This is a genomic window from Pectobacterium brasiliense (assembly GCF_016950255.1).
Lineage (GTDB): Bacteria > Pseudomonadota > Gammaproteobacteria > Enterobacterales > Enterobacteriaceae > Pectobacterium > Pectobacterium brasiliense.
In genome coordinates this window covers 397000-419793 of sequence record NZ_JACGFN010000002.1, presented here as the reverse complement: position 1 = coordinate 419793, position 22794 = coordinate 397000, and the positions used below count along the sequence as shown (strand labels likewise).

Annotated in this window: 19 protein-coding genes and 1 pseudogene; 14 read left to right on the top strand and 6 right to left on the bottom strand. The window is 53.4% G+C overall.

What is annotated here, in order from left to right:
* Positions 1–27: 27 nt before the first annotated feature.
* The 3 genes and pseudogenes from sseA to H4F65_RS16465 form a co-directional block, all read right to left on the bottom strand.
* Positions 28–897: a 3-mercaptopyruvate sulfurtransferase gene (sseA, locus tag H4F65_RS16475; protein WP_010280069.1), complete on the bottom strand. Its 870-nt coding sequence runs from the start codon at positions 895–897 to the stop codon at positions 28–30.
* 103 nt (positions 898–1000) lie between these two features.
* Positions 1001–2362, bottom strand: coding sequence for a 6-phospho-alpha-glucosidase (locus H4F65_RS16470; protein ID WP_010280068.1), 1362 nt, complete (start codon positions 2360–2362; stop codon positions 1001–1003).
* 13 nt (positions 2363–2375) lie between these two features.
* Positions 2376–3958, bottom strand: a pseudogene (locus H4F65_RS16465) (PTS transporter subunit EIIC).
* 483 nt (positions 3959–4441) lie between these two features.
* Here H4F65_RS16465 and ndk point away from each other — a divergent pair.
* The 12 genes from ndk (at position 4442) to H4F65_RS16405 (ending at position 16344) form a co-directional block, all read left to right on the top strand.
* The gene (ndk, locus tag H4F65_RS16460) at positions 4442–4870 is read left to right on the top strand and encodes a nucleoside-diphosphate kinase (RefSeq protein ID WP_010280064.1); all 429 of its coding nucleotides are present in this window, start codon (positions 4442–4444) and stop codon (positions 4868–4870) included.
* Positions 4871–5111: 241 nt separating this feature from the next.
* Entirely contained in the window at positions 5112–6368 is a 1257-nt protein-coding gene (gene rlmN / locus H4F65_RS16455) for a dual-specificity RNA methyltransferase RlmN (RefSeq protein ID WP_010280061.1), read from the top strand.
* Between the two features lie 230 nt (positions 6369–6598).
* Complete coding sequence (gene pilW, locus H4F65_RS16450) at positions 6599–7354, top strand: type IV pilus biogenesis/stability protein PilW (protein ID WP_010280058.1); 756 nt, start codon at positions 6599–6601, stop codon at positions 7352–7354.
* Positions 7344–8342 carry a cytoskeleton protein RodZ gene (gene rodZ / locus H4F65_RS16445; RefSeq protein WP_010280055.1) on the top strand — a complete coding sequence of 333 codons (999 nt, stop codon included), beginning with the start codon at positions 7344–7346 and terminating at the stop codon, positions 8340–8342. Before pilW ends, rodZ begins: the two co-directional genes overlap by 11 nt.
* A gap of 40 nt (positions 8343–8382) precedes the next feature.
* Positions 8383–9504 (top strand): flavodoxin-dependent (E)-4-hydroxy-3-methylbut-2-enyl-diphosphate synthase, encoded by a 1122-nt coding sequence (ispG, locus tag H4F65_RS16440; RefSeq protein ID WP_010280052.1) that lies wholly within the window; start codon positions 8383–8385, stop codon positions 9502–9504.
* A 137-nt stretch (positions 9505–9641) separates the two neighbouring features.
* On the top strand, positions 9642–10916 hold the full coding sequence (gene hisS, locus H4F65_RS16435; RefSeq protein WP_010280049.1) for a histidine--tRNA ligase: 1275 nt from the start codon (positions 9642–9644) through the stop codon (positions 10914–10916).
* A 13-nt stretch (positions 10917–10929) separates the two neighbouring features.
* The gene (locus H4F65_RS16430; RefSeq protein ID WP_010280046.1) at positions 10930–11550 is read left to right on the top strand and encodes a YfgM family protein; all 621 of its coding nucleotides are present in this window, start codon (positions 10930–10932) and stop codon (positions 11548–11550) included.
* Positions 11551–11560: 10 nt separating this feature from the next.
* Positions 11561–12742: an outer membrane protein assembly factor BamB gene (bamB, locus tag H4F65_RS16425; protein WP_010280044.1), complete on the top strand. Its 1182-nt coding sequence runs from the start codon at positions 11561–11563 to the stop codon at positions 12740–12742.
* Positions 12743–12884: 142 nt separating this feature from the next.
* Positions 12885–14372: a ribosome biogenesis GTPase Der gene (der, locus tag H4F65_RS16420; RefSeq protein WP_010280043.1), complete on the top strand. Its 1488-nt coding sequence runs from the start codon at positions 12885–12887 to the stop codon at positions 14370–14372.
* Positions 14373–14500: 128 nt separating this feature from the next.
* Complete coding sequence (locus H4F65_RS16415; RefSeq protein WP_010280041.1) at positions 14501–15460, top strand: AEC family transporter; 960 nt, start codon at positions 14501–14503, stop codon at positions 15458–15460.
* Positions 15461–15673: 213 nt separating this feature from the next.
* Complete coding sequence (locus tag H4F65_RS16410; RefSeq protein ID WP_010280039.1) at positions 15674–16117, top strand: cupin domain-containing protein; 444 nt, start codon at positions 15674–15676, stop codon at positions 16115–16117.
* Positions 16118–16119: 2 nt separating this feature from the next.
* Positions 16120–16344, top strand: coding sequence for a zinc ribbon domain-containing protein (locus tag H4F65_RS16405; protein WP_010280037.1), 225 nt, complete (start codon positions 16120–16122; stop codon positions 16342–16344).
* Between the two features lie 5 nt (positions 16345–16349).
* Here H4F65_RS16405 and H4F65_RS16400 read toward each other — a convergent pair whose 3' ends face one another.
* The 3 genes from H4F65_RS16400 to xseA form a co-directional block, all read right to left on the bottom strand.
* A complete protein-coding gene (locus H4F65_RS16400; protein ID WP_010280033.1) occupies positions 16350–16697 on the bottom strand; it encodes a protealysin inhibitor emfourin in 348 nt (115 codons plus the stop codon).
* A complete protein-coding gene (locus H4F65_RS16395) occupies positions 16694–17737 on the bottom strand; it encodes a M4 family metallopeptidase (protein WP_010280028.1) in 1044 nt (347 codons plus the stop codon). The genes H4F65_RS16400 and H4F65_RS16395 overlap by 4 nt, the downstream gene beginning before the upstream one ends.
* A gap of 230 nt (positions 17738–17967) precedes the next feature.
* Positions 17968–19362 carry an exodeoxyribonuclease VII large subunit gene (gene xseA, locus H4F65_RS16390; protein ID WP_039319929.1) on the bottom strand — a complete coding sequence of 465 codons (1395 nt, stop codon included), beginning with the start codon at positions 19360–19362 and terminating at the stop codon, positions 17968–17970.
* Between the two features lie 171 nt (positions 19363–19533).
* Here xseA and guaB point away from each other — a divergent pair, with 171 nt between their 5' ends.
* Both guaB and guaA read left to right on the top strand, forming a co-directional pair.
* Positions 19534–21000: an IMP dehydrogenase gene (gene guaB, locus H4F65_RS16385; RefSeq protein ID WP_010280020.1), complete on the top strand. Its 1467-nt coding sequence runs from the start codon at positions 19534–19536 to the stop codon at positions 20998–21000.
* Between the two features lie 118 nt (positions 21001–21118).
* Entirely contained in the window at positions 21119–22696 is a 1578-nt protein-coding gene (gene guaA, locus H4F65_RS16380; protein WP_010280015.1) for a glutamine-hydrolyzing GMP synthase, read from the top strand.
* The last annotated feature ends 98 nt before the right edge of the window (positions 22697–22794 follow it).

The window sequence follows — 22794 nt, the reverse complement described above, 5'->3', positions numbered from 1 at the left end:
TTGACGGCAGTAAAATAGCGAACGGAACTAATCACTCTCAATTGGGACATCATCGCGGCTCCCCCAATCGCTCCACGATCCGTCGTACAGCGTCACGTTCGGGACATTTAACTGCGTCAGCGCCAGCACCACGACAGAGGCCGTTACGCCAGAACCACAGCTGGCGACGAGGGGGCGAGTGAAATCCACGCCGTGTTTATGCAGAATGGTCGCCAGTTCGGCATTAGGTTTCAGCGCACCGTTACTTACCAAATCAGTCCACGGTACGTTCAGGCTACCGGGAATGCGGCCGCGATGGAGACCGGGACGCGGTTCATCCACCTCGGCGTTAAAACGGGGAGCGGGGCGGGCATCGACAATCTGTTCTGATTTATCCCGGCTGATGGAAAGCACCTCATCGCGTGAGCGAATGGCGTTTTCATCCAGTGTGGCATGGAACGTGGTTGGCTTCGGCGTCACATTTCCCTGTTCCAACGGTAGGTTCTGCGCTGTCCAACCTGCCAGACCGCCGCTCAGGATCGAAAGTGATGTCGCGCCAAACGTGTGCAGCATCCACCACGCACGTGGTGCGGAGAAGAGATTGCCTTCATCGTAAATCACCAGATGCTGCTGGTTATCGATCCCCAATTCGCCCATCGCGCGTGCGAAGTCTTCGCGAGTCGGCATCATATGTGGCAGATCGGTGCTGTGATCGGACAGCGTTTCAATATCAAAAAAAACCGCGCCAGGCAGATGACCGGCGCGGTATTCAGCGTGAATATCACGGGTGCTGTTGCCCGGCGGTAGCATCCGGACGTCGATGAGCGTGATGCTGCTGTCATTCAGGTGGCTGGCAAGCCAGTCTGCGGAAACAAACCGCTCATGAGAAACGGGCAAATCAGAAGACGATGCTGACATAGATCCTCCACGTTGAGGCCGACGAATTCGACCCCGAATCTATCATTGATGTGCAATGATAGATTCATTGTCAGCGATTTTCCCTCATCCGACAAGTCGCAGATTATTGGGCGATACCGTCTCTATATGCTTGTTTTAATTGCGGCCAGTAATCCTGATTGGCTTCAATCATCTCGTCCAGAATGGCTTTGGCGTGCTGCATTGTCGGCACGGTTCGATTCAGAGTAAATGCCTGCAAGGCCTTCTCGTAGCTGCCTTCCAGCGTGGCTTCAACCAGCAGTTGTTCAGACGCCAACTGCTGTTCCAGCAAGGCACGATGGAACTGCGGGACATTCCCCATCCGCACCGGTTCTGGACCTTGCGCGGTGATATAAGCGGGCACTTCCACCATCGCATCGTAAGGCAGATTGGCGATGGCACCTTTATTCTCGACGATCACCAGATGACGCTGGCGCAGATCGAACGCCAGTGAGCAGGCGACATCAACGATGAATGAGCCGTGCACGCCAACGTGGAACGCGTCCGACAGAATCCCCGTTTCCTTGTAGCTGGCGGCGGCTGCAAACAGCTTCTTCTCACGCCCGTCCATCACTTCATTGGCGCGCGTATAGTCAGGATCCTGATGTTCCACGATCTGATTCGGCATCAGGTAGTACTGCAAATACGGATTCGGCACGAACTCTGGGAAATGATCCATGACGGGTTTGATGTTGCGCCAGGTTTTCACCCACGACGGATCGGCGTGCTGCGGATCGGTATCGGCGGCATCGGCGGTCAACAGGCCGTAGCGGGCGATGTGCTCGCGCAGTTCTGGCATACGATCGACGCCGTCGACCAGCACGCGGGTAAACCAGCCAAAGTGATTCAGCCCAAAATAGTCCACCGTGATGTCGTGACGATCGACGCCCAGCACGGCAGCGATGTTACGCATCGCGGCAACCGGCATATCGCAGATATTCAGTACGCGGGCGTTAGGACGCAGGCGACGCACGCCTTCTGCAACAATCGCGGCCGGGTTGGAGTAATTGACGATCCATGCCTCTTTATGCGCATAGCGCTCAACCAGATCGATCAGCTCAGCCATCGGCAGAATGGTACGCAGGCCGTAGGCCAGTCCGCCGGGGCCACAGGTTTCCTGCCCGACGACGCCGTGGCGTAGTGGGATTTTCTCGTCCTGTTCGCGCATCTTGTACTGGCCGACGCGCATCTGGGCAAAGACAAAGTGGGCACCGCTAAACGCGGTCTCTGCGTCGGTTGTGACGGTAAAGACGATGCTGTCACTGTGGTCGCGAATCACCTTTTCCACCACCGGCGCGATGATATCCTGCCGCGGGCCGTCGATGTCATACAAACGAATCTCCGCCAGCGGGAAATCCGCGAGACGTACCATCAGACTCTTTACGATGCCTGGGGTATAGGTGCTGCCGCCGCCGGCAATGGTCAGAATGAATGGGGGTTTCGTCATGGTCAGTCTCCTGTTAAAGCGCGTTTTCAACTGCTTCGCGTATCGTTTTGACGTGAAGTCCGTAAACCACCTGTACGTTGTTACCCTGTCGGATAACGGCTTTCGCACCGGTGTTCTTAAGCTGTTGTTCGTCTACCAACGCCGGGTCGATGAGCGTGACCCGTAGGCGGGTGTAGCAGTTATCCACCACCTCGATATTGGGTTTGCCACCCAGCCCGGCGATGATGGTGGCACCCACAAGTTGTGCATCGCTTTTCACTGGATCCTGTGTTTTTGCCGGATTCTCGGCCTTGGCCTGATATTCGGTTTTGGAATACAGTCGCGTCTCTTCCTCATCGGTTTCACGCCCGGGGGTTGGCATGTCGAAATACAGAATCAGGAAGCGGAAGACGAAGAAGTAAATCACTGACATAGTCAGCCCGACCGCGATGTACATCGGCCAGTTGGATTTCTCGATGCCCAGCGGCAGGTTATAAAGCAGGAAGTCAATGACGCCGTTGGCACCAATCGCATGCACGCCCATAATGGAGAACAGCATCATCCCTATGCCGGTCAGTACGGCGTGGACGGCAAACAGCATCGGGGCGACGAACAGGAACGAGAACTCCAGTGGTTCGGTGACGCCCAGTAAGAAAGAAGTAAATGCAGCCGGAATCAGAATAGCTTTGGCGGCCAGCCGTTTTTCGGGTTTCGCTGTCACATACATCGCCAGCGCAGCGGCCGTCAGACCAAACATTTTACTGATACCGCGCGCGCGTCCCAGACTACGGTGGAACTCAGCTGTTTGACGTCCTGACAGGCCATTTCAGCAAAATAGATGTTACGTGCGCCCTGATACAGCTTGCCGCACACTTCTGCGGTGCCACCCAGTTCGGTATACAGGAACGGGGTATAGACCAGATGATGTAGCCCGGTGGGGATCAGTACGCGTTCCAGAAAGCCATAAATCGCGATGCCAACAGGGCCCGCACCTTTGATAGCGAAGGCGAGCCAGGTAATGCCGTGTTGAGCAAACGGCCACAGGGCGCTCATCGCAAAGCCCAGCGCAATCGCCAGCGGAATAACCAGAATGGCGACGAAGCAGTGGCCGGAATAGATCGCCATCACGCCGTTAAATTGTTTACTGGAATAACGGTTATACAGATAGCCTGCGAATCCGCCGATCAGGATACCGGCGAAAACCCCCATTTCCAGCACTTGAACGCCCAGCACCATACCTTGCCCTGCGGCGCGCATCTCTGCGGTTGGTACGAGTTTGCCCTGTAATTGCAGCGTGATGTTCATGGCATTAATGAAGATGATAAACATCACCAAACCAATCAGCGCAGCGTAGCCCTTATCGCGTTTCGCCAGCCCGATCGGGATCCCTACGGCGAACACCAGCGCCAAATTAGCCAGAATCGCCACGGCAGATTTGGAAACCAGTTGACCAAAATCCTGAATCAAAGGGTGGTTAAGTAAAGGGACATAACCCGCTAGATTGCCGTTACCGAACACATTCCCAAATGCGATGAATAACCCGACAATCGGGAGTATCAGCACCGGCCCATATAGGGACTTGCCGAAATTTTGCAATGCATTGACCGCTCTTTTCATTATCAGCCCTCTTACTGGCCATTATGGTGGGTACAGCAGCAGGCTAGCAGTGAATGACAAAGAAGTTCCAGTTATCTTGTTGTTTTAAAAACAAATAACCTATAACGTTACAAGTAACCTTCAGAACTGTGATCGCCGATGATTTGTTACATTCAGTACGGGGGTGGTGGGAAACGAAAACGTACGAGGCGTAATCGTTAATGAAGGGAAAACGAGAGGTAATATTTTTTTAATAAAATGTTATCTACTTGGTAGGCAACAAAGGCCGCTACCCTTATAATCTGCGCCACTTTCACTGGCTGGGTATACCCGTCATACTTCAAGCTGCATGTGCGTTGGCTTTCCTTACTCACCCCAGTCACTTACTGGTGTAAGCTCCCGGGGATTCGTGCGGTTGCCGCCTGCCTGCAACTCGAATTATTTAGGGTTGATACAATTCTTATAATCCGGCTGTAATCTGACAGTTTAGTTAATGAGGTCAATATGACGATAGAACGTACCTTCTCCATCGTAAAACCTAATGCGGTTGCTAAAAATGCCATCGGTGCGATTTACGCACGCTTTGAAAGCGCAGGTTTTACCATTGTTGCGGCTAAAATGCTGCGTCTGAGCCGTGAACAAGCGGAAGGTTTCTACGCTGAGCATAAAGGCAAGCCGTTCTTTGATGGCCTGGTCGAATTCATGATGTCTGGCCCGATCATGGTGCAGGTGCTGGAAAGTGAAAATGCCGTCCAACGTAACCGTGACATCATGGGTGCGACTAACCCAGCAAACGCACTGGCGGGCACGCTGCGTGCTGATTACGCGGACAGTTTCACGGCGAACGCGGTACACGGTTCTGATTCTATCGAATCCGCTCAGCGTGAAATCGCTTATTTCTTCAGCGATGACGAAATCTGCGCACGCGCGTAATATTGCGCGTGATAAACAGGTTAGCGCGTGTGATGTTGCCTCTTTTTCGTTGCGTTAATGCGCCGTGTCGACGTAATGACACAGAAAAAAAGCGGTGATGGTAGCTTACCTGTTTTAAACTTTGTACAATGCTGCGCCCCGGATGAGCCTGCTCTTATCTGGGGCGTTTCTTTGGTCATAACCATCGAATTCAACCTTCTTTTTAGCGCCATAACGTGTAATAACGAGGCCAGGATTGACAATGTCTAAGCAAATCGCGTCTGAAACCGTCGTGTCTGAAACGACGGCATCTAAAACCACAGTATCTAACACTACCGTATCCGAGCAAACCGTGTCCGAATTCTCTCCGGCGTCTGCTGATGCCTCTCAATCCGTCAAAGCCAGTGCGGAAAAAATCAACCTGTTGGATCTTAACCGCCAGCAAATGCGTGACCTCTTCATGTCGATGGGAGAGAAACCGTTCCGCGCCGATCAGGTCATGAAGTGGATTTATCACTACTGCTGTGATGACTTCAACCAGATGACGGATATTAACAAAGTCTTCCGCAGCAAATTGCAGGAGATCGCTGAAATTCGCGCTCCTGAAGTGGTGGATGAACAGCGCTCTTCCGATGGCACCATCAAGTGGGCGATTCTGGTGGGCGGTCAGCGGGTTGAAACGGTTTATATTCCAGAAGAAGATCGCGCCACGTTGTGTGTGTCGTCTCAGGTAGGCTGTGCGCTGGAATGCAAATTCTGTTCAACGGCGCAGCAGGGCTTTAACCGTAACCTGCGCGTATCGGAAATCATCGGTCAGGTGTGGCGTGCGGCGAAGATTATCGGTGCGTTTAAAGTTACCGGTCAGCGTCCAATCACCAACGTCGTGATGATGGGCATGGGCGAACCGCTGCTGAACCTGACTAACGTCGTGCCGGCGATGGAAATCATGTTGGATGACTTCGGCTTTGGTTTATCCAAGCGCCGTGTGACGCTGTCCACGTCAGGCGTGGTGCCTGCGTTGGATAAACTGGGCGATATGATCGATGTTGCGCTGGCGATTTCTCTGCATGCACCGACCGACGACATCCGCAACGAAATCATGCCGATCAACAAAAAGTACAACATCGAGACGTTTCTGAGCGCGGTACGTCGCTATCTGGAGAAATCCAATGCGAATCAGGGACGTGTTACCGTTGAGTATGTGATGCTGGATCATATCAATGACGGCACCGAACACGCGCATCAACTGGCTGAATGCCTGAAAAATACGCCGTGCAAGATCAACCTGATTCCGTGGAACCCGTTCCCGGGCGCGCCGTATGGCCGCAGCTCAAACAGCCGCGTTGACCGTTTCTCCAAGGTATTGATGGAGTATGGCTTCACGACGATCGTACGTAAAACCCGTGGGGATGATATTGATGCCGCCTGCGGTCAGCTAGCGGGTGAAGTCGTAGACAGAACCAAACGTACGCTGAAGAAGAAATTGGCCGGCGAACCTATCGCGGTGAAAGCGGTCTGATAACAAATGGGCGCGGGTTAACGTGAAGCGCTAACCCGACGTCGTCCGCTGAGGTAATTTGCAGGGCAAAAGTGAGCAAATTGCGAGGCGTGCCGCGTTGTTGTAAGGTCCGACTGCCACTCTGTTCATATTCAGGTAACCTCGCTGGTCAGGATGTCTGGCAAAGACGACAAGGCGAGGGTGCAGGGATGGCAAAGCCACTATCACAGAGACTTTCTTTATGGCAGAGAATGTCTTTATCACAGGGAAAGCATTGGCTGAGTGGCCTGTTCGCGGTGCTGTTGCTGGCGGGGTGTGTGAAATCGCCTCAGGAGACGACCAATCCAGCGGTTGCCCAAACCCGCTTGCAGTTAGGGTTGACCTATCTGGCGCACAATAATCTGGATTCGGCTCGGCAGAATCTTGAGAAGGCGGTTGCGATTGCTCCGCAGGATTATCGAACACAATTGGGGATGGCGCTTTACGAGCAGCGGATAGGTGAAAATCGTCTGGCTGAACAGCGTTATCAACATGTGTTAAACATGGCACCGGAAAATGGCAGCGTCATGAATAATTACGGTGCGTTTCTGTGTAGTTTAGGGCAGTATGTAGCGGCTCAGCGACAGTTTAGTGCGGCTGCACAACTTCCTGATTACAGTCAGGTTGCTGATGCATTGGAAAATGCGGGATACTGCTTTTTCAATGCTGGACAGACTGAAGACGCGCGCAATTTATTAAGTCGGGCGCTGAAGTATGACCCGACGAAAGGCAGTGCCTTGCTGGCGGAAGCAAACAAACAGTTTGCTTCCGGGAAAAATGAGCAGGCGCGGCTGCTGCTTGATGTTTATCAGCATAGTCTTCCGGCCAGTGCCGAAAGCTTATGGTTACAGATTCGTTTCGCCGCGTTAGCGGGCCATGATGGCGATAAAGAACGTTATGGCAACGTGCTGGCGCGAAGTTTTCCACAATCTAAACAGTACCAGCATTTCTTAGCTAATGAATACTGAAGCCACCCAAGATACAACAGAAGCAAAACTACCCGGCGAACGTCTGCGTGAGGCGCGTGAACGCCTTGGGCTAACTCAGCAAACTATTGCTGAGCGTTTGTGCCTTAAAATCACCACCGTTCGTGATATTGAAGACGGTACGACGCCTGCCGATTTAGCGCCGACTTTTCTGCGCGGTTATATCCGTTCTTATGCCAAGCTGGTTCATTTACCCGAAGATGAACTGCTTCCCTCTGTGGATAAACAGGCCATACCTAAAACGATCTCTGTTTCGCCGATGCAGAGTTTTTCGCTGAAAAAAAGCCGCAAAAAGCGTGATGGCTGGTTGATGACAATCACCTGGCTGGTCGTGCTGGTTGTTCTGGGGCTAACTGGGGCATGGTGGTGGCAAAACCATCAGGCTCAGCAGGCGGAAATCAACAGCATGGTCGATCACGCCAGTTCGATGCAGGCACAAACGGAAGGGCAGTCCGTTCCGCTAATGGACAATAGCGCACCGCAGGAAACGGCAACGCCGGATTCTGCTACGGCACCGGTTTCTACACCAGTCGACCTTTCAGCCACTGGATCGGAGACACCGTCAACGCCTTCTTCTGCTTCTACACCGTCTGCTACACCTTCCAGCCAGTCACCTTCACACGCGAACGCCACACAGCCGCAGGCTGCGGGTAATGCATTGTTAGGTGCTGGAGCTGTAGCGCCCGCTGCGGGCACGGTAGCGGAAACCAATCCAGCCCCTGCTGCTCATGCATTAGTGATGACGTTCACGGCCGATTGCTGGCTGGAAGTCACCGATGCCAGCGGTAAAAAACTGTTCAGCGGCATGCAGCGTAATGGTGGCACACTGAATCTGGATGGTCAGTCACCCTATAAACTGAAAATCGGTGCACCTGCTGCGGTACATATTCAATTTCAAGGCAAGCCGGTTGATTTAAGCCGCTTTGTGCGCAGCAATCAGGTTGCACGCCTGACGCTGACCGCAGAATAACGTGTTGTTCAGGTAAGACTGCAATGTTGGAGATGAAGTAATGCATAACGCTGCACCCATAACCCGTCGAAAATCAACACGAATTTACGTCGGCAAGGTGCCTGTTGGTGATGGTGCGCCGATTGCTGTGCAATCCATGACCAACACCCGAACCACCGACGTTGAAGCAACCGTCAACCAAATCAGAGCGCTGGAACGTGTTGGCGTCGATATTGTCCGCGTTTCCGTACCAACCATGGACGCGGCGGAAGCTTTTAAGCTTATCAAACAGCAGGTGAATGTCCCGCTCGTCGCTGACATCCACTTTGACTACCGCATCGCGCTGAAAGTCGCGGAGTACGGCGTCGACTGTCTGCGTATCAACCCCGGCAATATTGGTAACGAAGAGCGTATCCGCTCGGTTGTCGACTGCGCACGTTACAACAATATCCCGATCCGCATTGGCGTTAACGGCGGTTCGCTGGAAAAAGATTTGCAGGAAAAATACGGTGAGCCAACGCCGGAAGCGCTACTGGAATCAGCGATGCGCCATGTCGATATTCTCGACCGCCTGAATTTCGATCAGTTTAAAGTCAGCGTTAAAGCCTCGGATGTTTTTCTGGCCGTGCAATCCTATCGCCTGCTGGCAGCGCGTATCGATCAGCCTCTGCACCTCGGTATCACCGAGGCCGGTGGCGCACGTAGCGGCGCGGTAAAATCGGCTATTGGCCTCGGTCTGCTGCTGTCTGAAGGTATTGGCGACACGCTGCGTATCTCGCTGGCGGCCGATCCGGTTGAAGAAGTGAAAGTCGGCTTCGATATCCTGAAGTCACTGCGCATTCGTTCACGCGGAATCAACTTTATTGCTTGCCCGACCTGTTCCCGTCAGGAATTTGACGTGATCGGTACGGTGAACGCGCTGGAACAACGATTGGAAGATCTCATCACGCCAATGGATGTCTCAATTATCGGCTGTGTGGTAAATGGTCCGGGCGAAGCGCTGGTGTCCACCATTGGTGTAACGGGTGGGCACAACAAGAGCGGCTTCTATGAAGACGGCGTGCGGCAGAGAGAGCGCTTCGATAACGAACAGATGATCGATCAGTTAGAAGCCAAGATCCGCGCGAAAGCCTCCATGATGGACGAAAATCAGCGTATTACCGTCAATCTGGTAGATAAGTAACTCTGACGGCGTGACGGTCTGCCGTCACCCGCCTAATTCACGATTCCTGAACCCGATGGGGATGCCCCGCATTGAAGATGCGACGACAATCCCTCTATAATCGGGTTTATTTTTTGAAAAACGCATAGAGAACTGACGTGGCAAAAAATATTCAAGCCATCCGTGGCATGAACGATTACCTGCCAGCCGAAACGGCATTGTGGCAGCGTATTGAAAACAGCCTGAAACAGGTGCTCAGCGGCTACGGCTATAATGAAATTCGTTTGCCGATTGTTGAGCAAACGCCGCTGTTTAAGCGCGCTATCGGTGAAGTGACCGATGTCGTCGAAAAAGAGATGTATACCTTTGACGATCGCAACGGCGATAGCCTGACTCTGCGCCCGGAAGGGACGGCTGGCTGCGTCCGCGCCGGTATTGAGCACGGTATTCTCTATAATCAGGAACAGCGACTGTGGTATGTCGGCCCGATGTTCCGCTACGAGCGTCCGCAGAAAGGGCGCTATCGCCAGTTCCATCAATTGGGCTGTGAAGTGTTTGGTCTGCAAGGGCCGGATATTGATGCCGAACTGATCCTGATGACAGCCCGCTGGTGGCGTGTGCTTGGCATCGCCGATCATGTGAAGCTGGAACTGAACTCGATTGGTTCGTTAGACGCGCGTGCGCGCTATCGCGAAGCGCTGGTGGCGTTCCTCGAACAGCATAAAGATCAGTTGGATGAAGACTGCCTGCGTCGGATGTACACCAATCCGCTGCGCGTTCTGGATACGAAGAATCCGCAGATTCAGGAACTGCTGAACGATGCGCCAGTGCTGACGGACTATCTGGATGACGAATCACGTGCACACTTTGAGGCACTGGGTGAACTTTTAACGCAGTCCGGCATCCCATATACCGTTAATCCGCGTCTGGTTCGTGGTTTGGATTACTATAACCGCACCGTATTTGAGTGGGTGACGACCAGTCTGGGCGCACAGGGCACAGTCTGTGCCGGTGGGCGTTATGATGGTATGGTTGAACAGTTGGGCGGACATGCGACGCCGGCGGTTGGTTTTGCAATGGGTCTGGAGCGTCTGGTGCTGCTAGTGCAGTCTGTGAACCCGGATTTCAAAGCACAGCCGAGCGTGGATGCTTATCTGATTTCTTCCGGTACGGGAACGCAGGTTGCGGCAATGCAGCTGGCGGAGAAATTACGTGACGCGCTGCCGCAGTTGAAACTGATGACCAACTACGGTGGTGGCAACTTTAAGAAGCAGTTCGCTCGTGCTGATAAATGGGGCGCACGCGTCGCATTGGTATTAGGCGAAAATGAAGTGGCGGCCGGTCAGGTTGTGGTTAAAAACCTGAGCAATGGCGAGCAGGATACATTGGCACAGGCCGACGTCGCATCGCGGCTGGCAACGTTACTGGATTGAGGAGAGAGACACCGTGGAAGTCTATACCACAGAGAATGAACAGGTTGATGCACTACGTCGTTTCCTCGCGGAGAACGGAAAGGCGTTAGTTGTCGGTGTTGTGCTAGGCGTCGGCGCACTGGTTGGCTGGCGTTTCTGGCAAAGCCACCAAAATGACAGCGTAATGGCGGCATCTTCATCTTATCAGCAGGTGACGGAGCAATTGGCCGAAGGTAAAGCCGACGCGATTACGGCAACCGAGAAATTTACAGCTGAGAATAAGAATACCTATGGCGCGCTGGCTTCTCTGGAACTGGCTCGTCATTACGTTGATCAGAAAGATTTTGCTAAAGCAGCGCAGCAGCTGGTACAGGCGCAGTCGCAGACTAAAGATGCCGACCTGCTGGCCGTGGTGAATCTGCGTCTGGCGCGGGTTCAGCTACAGGAAAATAAAGCGGATGACGCGCTGAAAACGTTGGATGCCATCAAGCTGGAAGGCTGGGCATCACAGGCTGCGGAAGTGCGTGGTGATATTCTGGTGAGCAAAGGGGATAATCAGGCTGCGCGTGATGCCTACAACAAAGGGTTGTCTTCCAATCCATCGCAGGCACAGCAAGCGTTACTGCGTATGAAACTGAATAACCTGTCCAGCTAAGAGGAATTCCATGCAATTGCGTAAAACACTTTTGGTAGGACTGGTTTCTGTTGCCCTGCTGAGCGGATGCTCGCTGTTTAACAGCGAAGAAGATGTTGTCACTATGTCTCCACTGCCGCAGGTGGAAAACCAGTTCACGCCAACTAAGGTGTGGAACAGCTCGGTTGGGAGCGGGATTGGTGAGTTTTATTCCAATCTTCACCCCGCATGGCAGGATAATCGCGTTTTTGCGGCCGATCGTCGTGGCACCGTGAAAGCGATGGATCTGAGTGATGGCAAAGAGATTTGGCGCGCGGATCTGTCAGAGAAGACCAATTTCTTCTCCCGCAATAATCCAGCGCTGCTGTCCGGCGGCGTAACGGTTTCTGGTAACCATGTCTATGTCGGTAGCGAAAGGGCGCAGGTCTATGCGCTGAATGCGGAAGATGGTACGCCAGTATGGCAGACCAAAGTGGCTGGTGAAGCGCTGTCTCGCCCTGTCGTCAGCGACGGCGTGGTGCTGATTCACACCAGCAACGGTATGCTGCAGGCATTGAATGAAGCCGATGGCGCAATCAAGTGGAGCGTCAATCTGGATATGCCGACGCTGTCTCTGCGCGGTGAATCTGCCCCGACAACTGCATTTGGTGCGGCGATTGTGGGTGGTGATAACGGTCGTGTGAACGCCGTGATGATCAATCAGGGTCAGCTCATTTGGCAACAGCGTATTTCACAGCCGAGTGGTGCAACTGAAATCGATCGTCTGAACGATGTCGACACCACGCCAGTGGTCGCGGGCGAAGTGGTTTATGCGCTGGGTTACAATGGCAACATGACCGCGTTGGATCTGCGTTCTGGTCAGGTTCTGTGGAAGCGTGAACTGGGTTCAGTGCATGATTTCATTATTGACGGCGACCGCATCTATCTGGTCGATCAGGACGATCGCGTGGTTGCATTGAATACCAACGGCGGCGTGAGCCTGTGGCGTCAAAGCGATCTGCTGCACCGTAACTTAACGGCTCCGGCACTGTATAATGGTTATCTGGTTGTCGGCGATACCGAAGGGTATCTGCACTGGCTGAATACGGCAGATGGCCGCTTCGTGGCGCAGCAAAAAGTGGATAGCTCGGGCTTCTTGAGCAAGCCTGTGGTTGCCAGCGATAAGCTGCTGATTCAGGCGAAAAACGGTGATGTCTACGCGTTCACCCGCTAAGTAACTCGTATCAATTTGGAGCACGGCGTTTAGGGCGTGCTCGTATAACGGCTCCTGACATTATCAGGGGCCGTTTCGTCTTTTTATCGTCAGCGAGTACTTCGCTGTAACGTATTGAAATATAAGTAATGAGGTTGTAACAATGATACCTGTCGTCGCGCTGGTCGGGCGCCCGAATGTGGGGAAATCCACGCTATTTAACCGCTTAACGCGCACTCGTGATGCATTAGTGGCGGATTTCCCTGGGCTGACTCGTGACCGCAAGTATGGTCGTGCAGAAGTGGAAGGGCATGAATTTATTATCGTCGATACCGGTGGTATCGATGGCACTGAAGACGGCGTGGAAACGCGCATGGCGGGTCAATCGCTGGTCGCGATTGAAGAAGCGGATATCGTGCTGTTTATGGTGGATGCACGCGCGGGGTTGATGCCTGCGGATGAAGGCATTGCCAAGCATTTGCGCAGCCGCGAAAAGACGACCGTGCTGGTCGCTAACAAAACCGATGGCCTTGACCCGGATATGGTCACAGCGGATTTCTACTCGCTCGGAATGGGTGAAGTGTACGCGATCGCGGCGTCTCACGGCCGTGGCGTAACGTCGCTGCTGGAAACGGTTCTGCTGCCGTTTGTACAGGATGAAATAGAAGAGCCGGTCGAGCTAACTGAAGAAGAAGAGAACGCGGCTTACTGGGCAGCGTTAGAAGCAGAAGAGCAGGACAGCGAAGAAGAAGCAGAAGACGATTTCAATCCTGAAGATTTGCCGATCAAACTGGCGATTGTCGGGCGTCCGAACGTGGGTAAATCCACGCTGACGAACCGTATTCTGGGTGAAGAGCGTGTGGTGGTGTTCGACATGCCTGGCACGACGCGTGACAGTATCTACATCCCTATGGTGCGCGATGAACGCGAATACGTTCTGATTGATACCGCCGGGGTGCGTAAGCGCGGAAAAGTGACGGAAACGGTAGAAAAATTCTCTGTCATCAAGACATTGCAGGCGATTGAAGATGCCAACGTAGTCCTGCTGGTTATTGATGCGCGTGAAGGTATTTCCGATCAGGATCTCTCGCTGTTGGGCTTTATCCTCAATAGTGGGCGCTCACTGGTGATCGTGGTGAACAAGTGGGATGGCCTGTCGCAGGAAGTCCGTGAGCAGGTGAAGGAGACGCTGGATCTACGTCTCGGCTTTATCGATTTCGCCCGTATTCACTTTATTTCTGCGCTACACGGTAGCGGCGTGGGTAACCTGTTTGAGTCGGTAACCGAAGCCTATTCTTGCGCCACTCGTCGCGTTAGTACGGCTATGTTGACCCGTATCATGCAAATGGCATCAGACGATCACCAGCCGCCGCTGGTGCGTGGTCGCCGCGTGAAGCTGAAATATGCGCACGCCGGTGGTTATAACCCGCCAATTGTGGTGATTCACGGGAATCAGGTGAAAGACCTGCCGGATTCCTACAAGCGTTACCTGATGAACTACTATCGTCGTTCGCTGGAAGTGATGGGCACGCCGATTCGTATTCAGTTTAAAGAAGGGGAAAACCCCTTTGCGGACAAGCGCAACACGCTGACACCAAACCAGTTACGCAAGCGTAAGCGTTTGATGTCGCATCTTAAAAAAAGTAAGTGATTCATTTACGGGGCGAATAGCGATATTCGCCCCGTTTTGTTAGAGACGAAACGAGCCGTCGTTAACAAAACGAACCATTTTTAATAAAACGACCATTTTAACAAAACGAATAATAATCAAGGAAAGTCATGTCCTGGGAAACCTGGAGTTTTGCGTTCAACGTCACGATGCCCAATTTGTTGATGTTGTTTATGGGTATCGCGTTACGCAAACTCAATCTGCTAAATGATGCGTTTTGTGATACGGCAATGCGGGTGGTGTTCAACGTTTCTCTTCCCTGTCTGCTGTTTTTTAGTGTTGCCAGTAATCAACAGTCTTTTGTAAGCCAGTGGCCGCTGGTGGTTTATGGCACAGTCGGAACATTGGCAACATTTCTGCTTCTGGAACTTGCGGCGACGAGGCTAGTTAAGGATCCGAAGGAACGCGGCATCTTCGTACAAGGCGGGTTTCGGTCGAATACTGGCGTGATGGGGCTGGCTTTTGCCATGAGTGCCTATGGCGATGAAGGCATTGCTGTTGGCTCGTTGTATTTGATGGTGACGGTCATTATGTTTAACGCGCTGTCTGTCATTACGCTGACGCGCAGCTTGCAGCGGCAATCGCCCGAACAAAAGATTCCGGTAAGCCAACTGCTGCGGGGTATTGTGACCAACCCGCTGATTATTGGCCTACTTCTGGGGGCTGCCTATGGACAAAGCCAACTGCCGATGCCGGGCGTGATTAAACAAACGGGCGGTTTTATTTCCTCCATGGCGCTACCGCTGGCGTTACTCTGTGCGGGTGCCAGTTTGGAGTGGCGTAGTATGTTCCGTTCGTCCAATGTTGCCGTGCTTTCTTCTGTGGCAAAGGTATTCGTTGTGCCTGGGTTACTCACGCTGGGCGGATGGCTTGTTGGTTTCCGCGGTGTTGAGCTGGGAATCATTTTTCTGTTTTCTTCAACGCCAACCGCAGCAGGTAGCTATGCGATGACGCGGGCGATGGGTGGAAACGCGACGCTTGCGGCTAATATCATTGGGCTGACCACGGTAGGGGCCTTCTTTATGATTGCGCTGGGGCTCTACTTTTTACGTTCACTGGGTGTGATTTAGCGCGGGCGTGGAGAGCGGCTTGTTCGAGAGTATTCATGGTGACGACCTTCTGTAATCAAGCCAAAGCCAGCGGGTTTACCATGTTTCCTGATGTGTTTCAGCGCTGGAGGCTCCTGTTGCAGTAAGTGACAGAGTCTTACGTCTTGCCTTTTGGCTGATAGAACAGGAATTTGATAGCGTACTCTTGGACAGTCTTCTTCCTGAGGCGCGGTGATGAAAACAACGCATTCTGAGCGGGACGTATATTGCCAGCGGATTGCCCCGCAGGCCCAGTATCAGGGCAAACAAGGCTTGGTTTATTCGGTTGGAATTTCACGCGAGACGGTGGGGGCTCAACATCTTCATATGCAGTTAGCGTGGATTCCACCGCGTTCGCAAGGAAAAGCGCATAAGCATGAGCACCACGAAACGGCAATTTACGCGCTGAGCGGTATTTCCTGCATGTATTACGGGGAGCAGCTTGAAAACTGGATTGAATTACCCGAAGGCAATTTCCTCTATATCCCTGAGAACGTCCCGCATTTACCCTATAATCCCAGTGACGATGTCGCCGTGTTGGTGATTTCCCGTACTGATACTAACGATCAGGAAAGCGTGATTATGCTGCCGGAATTGGACAGAAATGTGCTGCCTGAACGTGGTGAAAAGAGAGGATAAATATGGAAGCAAATTGCCCGAGCTGTGGTCATCCTCTGGTTTGGAAAAGCGGTGCGCGGTTTCAGTGCACAGCCTGCCGGCAGGATTATCTGCGTGAGGCTGCGTGTCCTGAATGTAAGCACTCGCTTCAGGAGCTGAAAGCCTGCGGTGCGGTGGATTACTTCTGCCAGCAGCACGGGATGATTTCCAAACGGCAAGTCGTGTTCAGCTATGCGCCTGCCGATTAAATTCGTTATGACTCCTGTACGCCGTTGCGCCACAGCTCGGTCAGCTCCTGTGGCGCGCAGTCTTCGGGGATCAGCAGAATGACATCGGCATACTGATTCTGTTGAGGATGACTGTAGCTGATGTGGATGCGGTAATAGAACTGGTCACCGCGCCCTGGTCCGTCCGGTTCGCTGGGTTCACGGGCCTGAGGAAAGGCATGGCGGATCGCGTTACAAATTCGCTCCCGTTCGGATGGCGGTACGCTGGCGAGCGCGAAGCGTCGCGACCCCGCCAGCTTAGGGATAAAAGCAAATCCCCCTTCACGCGCCAACTCGATGATGGCATCGTCGTTGAGCTCCGGCAGCGTTTTCATAAGAACTCCTGTCGTACCTCCACGCCCACGGTTTCCCACGACTGCATGACGATGTCGGCAACGGTGTTATTAAAACGCTTGGCGGCATGTTGAATGGTATGGCGCGCGAAAATTTCGAAATCCGCATTTTGCGGCAGTGACTTATCGCACAACGTGTCGTACCAGATGCGGCCAGCTTTTTCCCACGAATGGCCGCCCAGTGCGATGGATGTCAGGTAGAATGCCCGGTTAGGAATACCTGAATTCAGGTGCACGCCGCCGTTGTCTTCACGCGTGTTCACATACTCACTCATGTGAGAGGGCTGGGGGTCGATACCCAGCAGCTCATCATCATACGCCGTGCCCGGATGAGACATTGACCGCAGCCCCATGCCGTGAATACCATCGGCCAGAAGCTCGTCACCGATAAGCCAATCGGCCTGCTCAGCGGTTTGCCCCAAATGATACTGCTTGACCATGGAGCCAAAAACATCGGACAGCGATTCATTTAGTGCACCGGACTGGCGGAAATAGATCAGTCCTGCTTCGTTTTCGGTGATGCCGTGCGTGAGTTCATGTGCGACCACATCAAGCGCAATCGTGAAGCGATTAAAGATTTTGCCGTCACCATCTCCGAACACCATCTGCTGCCCGTTCCAGAAAGCATTCTGGTAATCCTGACCGTAATGTACGGTGCCAGCCAGCGGCAGCCCCTCGGTATCCAGCGAGTTACGTTGGAAAATTTTCCAGAAGAAATCGTAAGTGACGCCCAGATAGTTATAGGCCTCATCGACGGCGATATCACCGTTACTGGGTTGACCTTCAGCGCGCACCAGCTTGCCGGGCAACTGTTGTTGCTGTTCGGCATCATGAATGTTGCGATTTGCCTGCCCCGCGGCTAATTTCTCATGGGGTTCCGGGCGTGGATTATGGCTGACCATTAATGACTGAACGTGCATCAGCGTTTGTTGCGCACAGTGGCGCTGCTCGTCTGTGCCGTTTGCGATAATACGATGCAAAATGTAAGGGGGGATCACGCTACAAATCGGTCTGGACTTCATACCTCATCTCCTTGAAAACACTCATCAGGGGTAACACAGACGATCAACAAAGCTCACTGTCTTTTTATCCTATCCGCGTCACCGCGCAGAGGCTGATAACCCGTGTGGTGAAAACGGTGAATATAAATTAGTGAGCAGGGAATGAGTATAGTTCAGATACCGGGGGGAAGAATGGGGGATCGCCGTTGTTTTAGGACAAATCCCCATTCACGCATTTTATGCCGAACGCGTTATTTTGGCGTCGGGGATGAGGGTTTTCGCCGCTTTTTCACGGCATTTTGATTCGGAGCCAGTGTCGTGACCTGGCTTTCTACCCAACCGTCCTGCAAACGGGTTTTCAGCGTTTCGCCGGGGGAAATTTGCGCGACGTTTTTCAGCACTTTACCGTCTGGGGCGGTGGTGACGTTATAGCCACGCGCCAGCGTCGCCAGCGGGCTAACGCCTTCCAATCGCGAACAGGCGATGCCTAGCTTTTGCTTGTTCTGATTCAACTGGCGTTCTACTGCGCTTTGCATCTGATAGCTAAGCTGCTGCAAACGCTGCTGCGCACGATGAATACGGGTTTGCGGCTGTTGTTGCATCAGACGCTGTTGTAAGCGTTCACTCCGGCGCGAGGTCTGCCGAAGCTGCTGTTGCATGGCGTCATCCAACCGCTGACGCAGTTTAACCAGCTGTGCCTGCTGACGCGCCAGCCGTAACTGCGGATGCTGCTGCTGTAAACGGTGGTGCAGACGGGTAAAGTACCGATTGCGCTGGGCAAGGTAATAATCCATCGCCATTTCCAGACGCTGGCGCTGGGACTGTATCTGACGCAAGAGCTCCAGTTGGTTACGACTCACTAACTCGGCAGCAGCCGACGGCGTGGGGGCGCGCAGATCACCGACGAAATCGGCGATGGTGACATCGGTTTCATGGCCGACGGCGCTGACGATAGGAATGCGGCTGGCGAAGATAGCGCGGGCGACCCGTTCGTCATTAAAGCTCCACAGATCTTCCAGTGAACCGCCGCCGCGCCCGACGATTAATACGTCACACTCATCCCGCTGGTTAGCCAGCTCAATAGCGCGAACAATCTGTAGCGGCGCTTCCGCGCCTTGCACCGACGTGGGATACACGATCACCGGCAGCGACGGATCGCGGCGCTGCAACACTTGCAAGATATCGTGCAGGGCGGCACCGCTAGCTGACGTAATCACGCCGACCTGTTTGGCGGGAGAGGGCAGAACCTGCTTAAACTGCTGGTCGAACAGCCCTTCGGCAGCGAGGCGCTGTTTGAGCTGTTCAAACTGCTGCTGTAGCAGGCCATCGCCAGCGGGCTGCATGCTTTCCGCTAGTAGCTGATAGTCGCCGCGAGGTTCATATAGCGTGATGCTCGCCCGAATCAGCACCTGCTGACCGTTTTGCGGGCGGAATGTCACTTTGCGGTTACTGGTGCGGAACATCGCACAGCGCACCTGTGCACGTTCGTCCTTCAGCGTGAAATACCAGTGGCCGGATGAGGGCTGAGAGAGGTTGGAGATTTCGCCGGAGAGCCAAATCTGGCCCATTTCCATTTCCAACAGTTGTCTAACCGTCTGATTCAGGCGGCTAACGGTAAAAATTGCAGAGGAGGGAAATTGAGACATTGTGAGCCAGATCAAATTTTAAAACAGTCACTTAATTGATCGATACTACCTACCTGAAAAAGGTAATCAAGCATTTTAGTAAAATAATGCTGGAGGCAACCGATTACGCTCTGTATAATGCCACGGCAATATTTTATCTATTCTTACATCCACCTTGGTGAGATATTGCCCATGCTACGTATCGCTAAAGAAGCACTGACGTTTGACGACGTCCTCCTGGTTCCCGCTCATTCTACTGTTCTGCCTAACACTGCCGATCTGTCCACGCAGTTGACGAAAAACATTCGCCTGAATATTCCTATGCTGTCCGCAGCGATGGATACCGTTACCGAATCCGGTCTGGCCATTGCGCTGGCGCAGGAAGGCGGTCTGGGCTTTATTCACAAAAATATGTCCATTGAGCGTCAGGCTGAAGAAGTTAGCCGCGTGAAAAAACACGAAAGTGGCGTTGTGGTTGATCCACAAACAGTAACGCCAGAAACGACGCTACGTGAAATGAAAGAGCTGACCGAGCGCAACGGCTTTGCTGGCTACCCTGTCGTGGCAAAAGACAACGAACTGGTCGGTATCATCACCGGTCGTGACGTGCGTTTTGTTACCGATTTGGAAAAACCGGTTAGCGCGTTCATGACGCCAAAAGAACGTCTGGTCACCGTCAAAGAAGGCGAAGCGCGTGAGGTCGTGCTGCAAAAAATGCACGAAAAACGCGTTGAAAAAGCGCTGGTGATTGACGACCAATTCCACCTGATCGGTATGATCACGGTAAAAGACTTCCAGAAAGCAGAACGTAAACCGAACGCGTGTAAAGACGAACACGGTCGCCTGCGCGTAGGCGCGGCGGTTGGCGCAGGTGCAGGCAATGAAGAGCGTGTTGATGCGCTGGTTGCTGCAGGCGTTGACGTCCTGCTGATCGATTCCTCACACGGCCATTCCGAAGGCGTATTGCAGCGCATTCGTGAAACACGTGCTAAATACCCGAACCTCGAAATCATCGGCGGCAACGTAGCAACGGGCGCAGGTGCGAAAGCGCTGGTTGAAGCGGGCGTTAGCGCCGTGAAAGTGGGTATCGGCCCTGGCTCTATCTGTACGACCCGTATCGTAACGGGCGTGGGTGTACCGCAGATTACGGCTATCTCTGATGCGGTTGAAGCGCTGGAAGGCACAGGCATTCCGGTCATCGCCGACGGCGGTATCCGCTTCTCCGGCGACATCGCTAAAGCCATCGCAGCAGGCGCGGCGTGTGTCATGGTCGGCTCCATGCTGGCGGGTACGGAAGAATCCCCAGGTGAAATCGAACTGTATCAAGGCCGTTCATTCAAATCTTATCGCGGAATGGGTTCATTGGGCGCAATGTCCAAAGGCTCATCAGACCGTTACTTCCAGACCGATAACGCCGCCGACAAACTGGTGCCGGAAGGTATCGAAGGCCGCGTAGCCTATAAAGGCCGCCTGAAAGAGATCGTTCACCAGCAGATGGGCGGCTTGCGCTCCTGCATGGGCCTGACCGGTTGCGCGACTATCGATGCACTGCGCACGCAGGCTGAGTTTGTACGCATCAGCGGCGCGGGCATTCAGGAAAGCCACGTTCACGACGTTACCATTACTAAAGAGTCACCGAACTACCGTATGGGTTCATAAGGTGATTTAACGCAATAAACCCTGTACTATTTCGCGCCGCTCTGCCTTTACATAAGGTGGAGCGGTTAGCTGGGTTTACTTTTCGCTTTTGTCTTTTGCTTTTTGGAACATGCTCCTCATGACTCAAAACATTCATCAACACCGCATTCTTATTCTGGATTTCGGCTCGCAGTACACGCAGCTGGTTGCTCGTCGCGTGCGTGAACTGGGCGTTTACTGTGAACTGTGGGCATGGGATGTCACGGAAGCACAGATTCGCGGGTTTAATCCGAACGGGATCATCCTGTCCGGCGGCCCGGAAAGCACCACCGAGTTTGGCAGCCCACGAGCGCCAGAATACGTTTTCAATGCTGGCGTACCGGTATTGGGCGTGTGCTATGGCATGCAGACGATGGCGATGCAGCTGGGTGGCCACGTTGAAGGTTCCAACGAGCGTGAGTTTGGTTATGCGCAGGTAGAAGTGAAAACGGATAGCGCGCTGGTGCGTGATATTCAGGATGCGTTGAGCGCCTCAGGCGCACCGCTGCTGGATGTCTGGATGAGCCACGGCGACAAAGTGACGGCCATCCCAGAAGGGTTTGAGACCGTTGCCAGCACCGATACCTGTCCGTTTGCCATCATGGCGAACGAAGAGAAGCGTTTTTACGGCGTGCAGTTCCACCCGGAAGTGACGCACACCCGTCAGGGCCAGCGCATGCTGGAGCGTTTTGTTCTTGATATCTGCCAGTGTGAAGCACTGTGGACGCCAGCCAAGATCATCGACGATGCGGTGAACCGTATTCGTGAGCAGGTAGGCAACGATCACGTGATTCTGGGTCTGTCTGGCGGCGTGGATTCTTCCGTTACCGCGATGCTGCTGCACCGTGCGATTGGCGATCGTCTGACCTGCGTGTTTGTCGATAACGGCCTGCTGCGTTTGAACGAAGCCGATCAGGTTCTGGAAATGTTCGGCGATCATTTTGGTCTTAACATTGTTCACGTTGCCGCGGAAGATCGCTTCCTGGGCGAGCTGGCGGGTGAAGATGAGCCAGAAGCCAAGCGTAAAATCATTGGTCGCGTGTTCGTTGAAGTGTTCGATGAAGAAGCCAGCAAGCAAACTGACGTGAAATGGCTGGCGCAAGGCACCATCTACCCAGACGTGATCGAATCTGCGGCTTCTGCGACCGGCAAAGCGCACGTGATCAAGTCACACCACAACGTGGGTGGCCTGCCGAAAGAGATGAAGCTGGGTCTGGTTGAGCCGCTGAAAGAGCTGTTCAAAGACGAAGTGCGCAAGATTGGTCTGGAACTGGGTCTGCCGTACAACATGCTGTACCGCCATCCGTTCCCGGGCCCGGGTCTGGGCGTGCGCGTACTGGGTGAAGTGAAGAAAGAATACTGTGACCTGCTGCGTCGTGCGGATGCGATCTTCATTGAAGAACTGCATAAAGCCGATTTGTACAACAAAGTCAGTCAGGCCTTCACCGTCTTCTTGCCGGTTCGCTCCGTGGGCGTGATGGGCGATGGCCGTAAATACGATTGGGTTGTCGCGCTGCGCGCGGTAGAAACCATCGACTTTATGACCGCGCATTGGGCACACCTGCCATACGATTTCTTAGGCCGAGTCTCCAACCGCATCATCAACGAAGTCGACGGCATCTCCCGTGTTGTCTATGACGTATCGGGCAAGCCACCTGCGACGATTGAGTGGGAATAAGCCTGCGTCTGAAATAGCGTTGTGCTAAACAGCAAAAAACCCGCGTAACTGCGGGTTTTTCACATTTTGAAGAAGCTTATCGGTATGGTGGTTTCTCA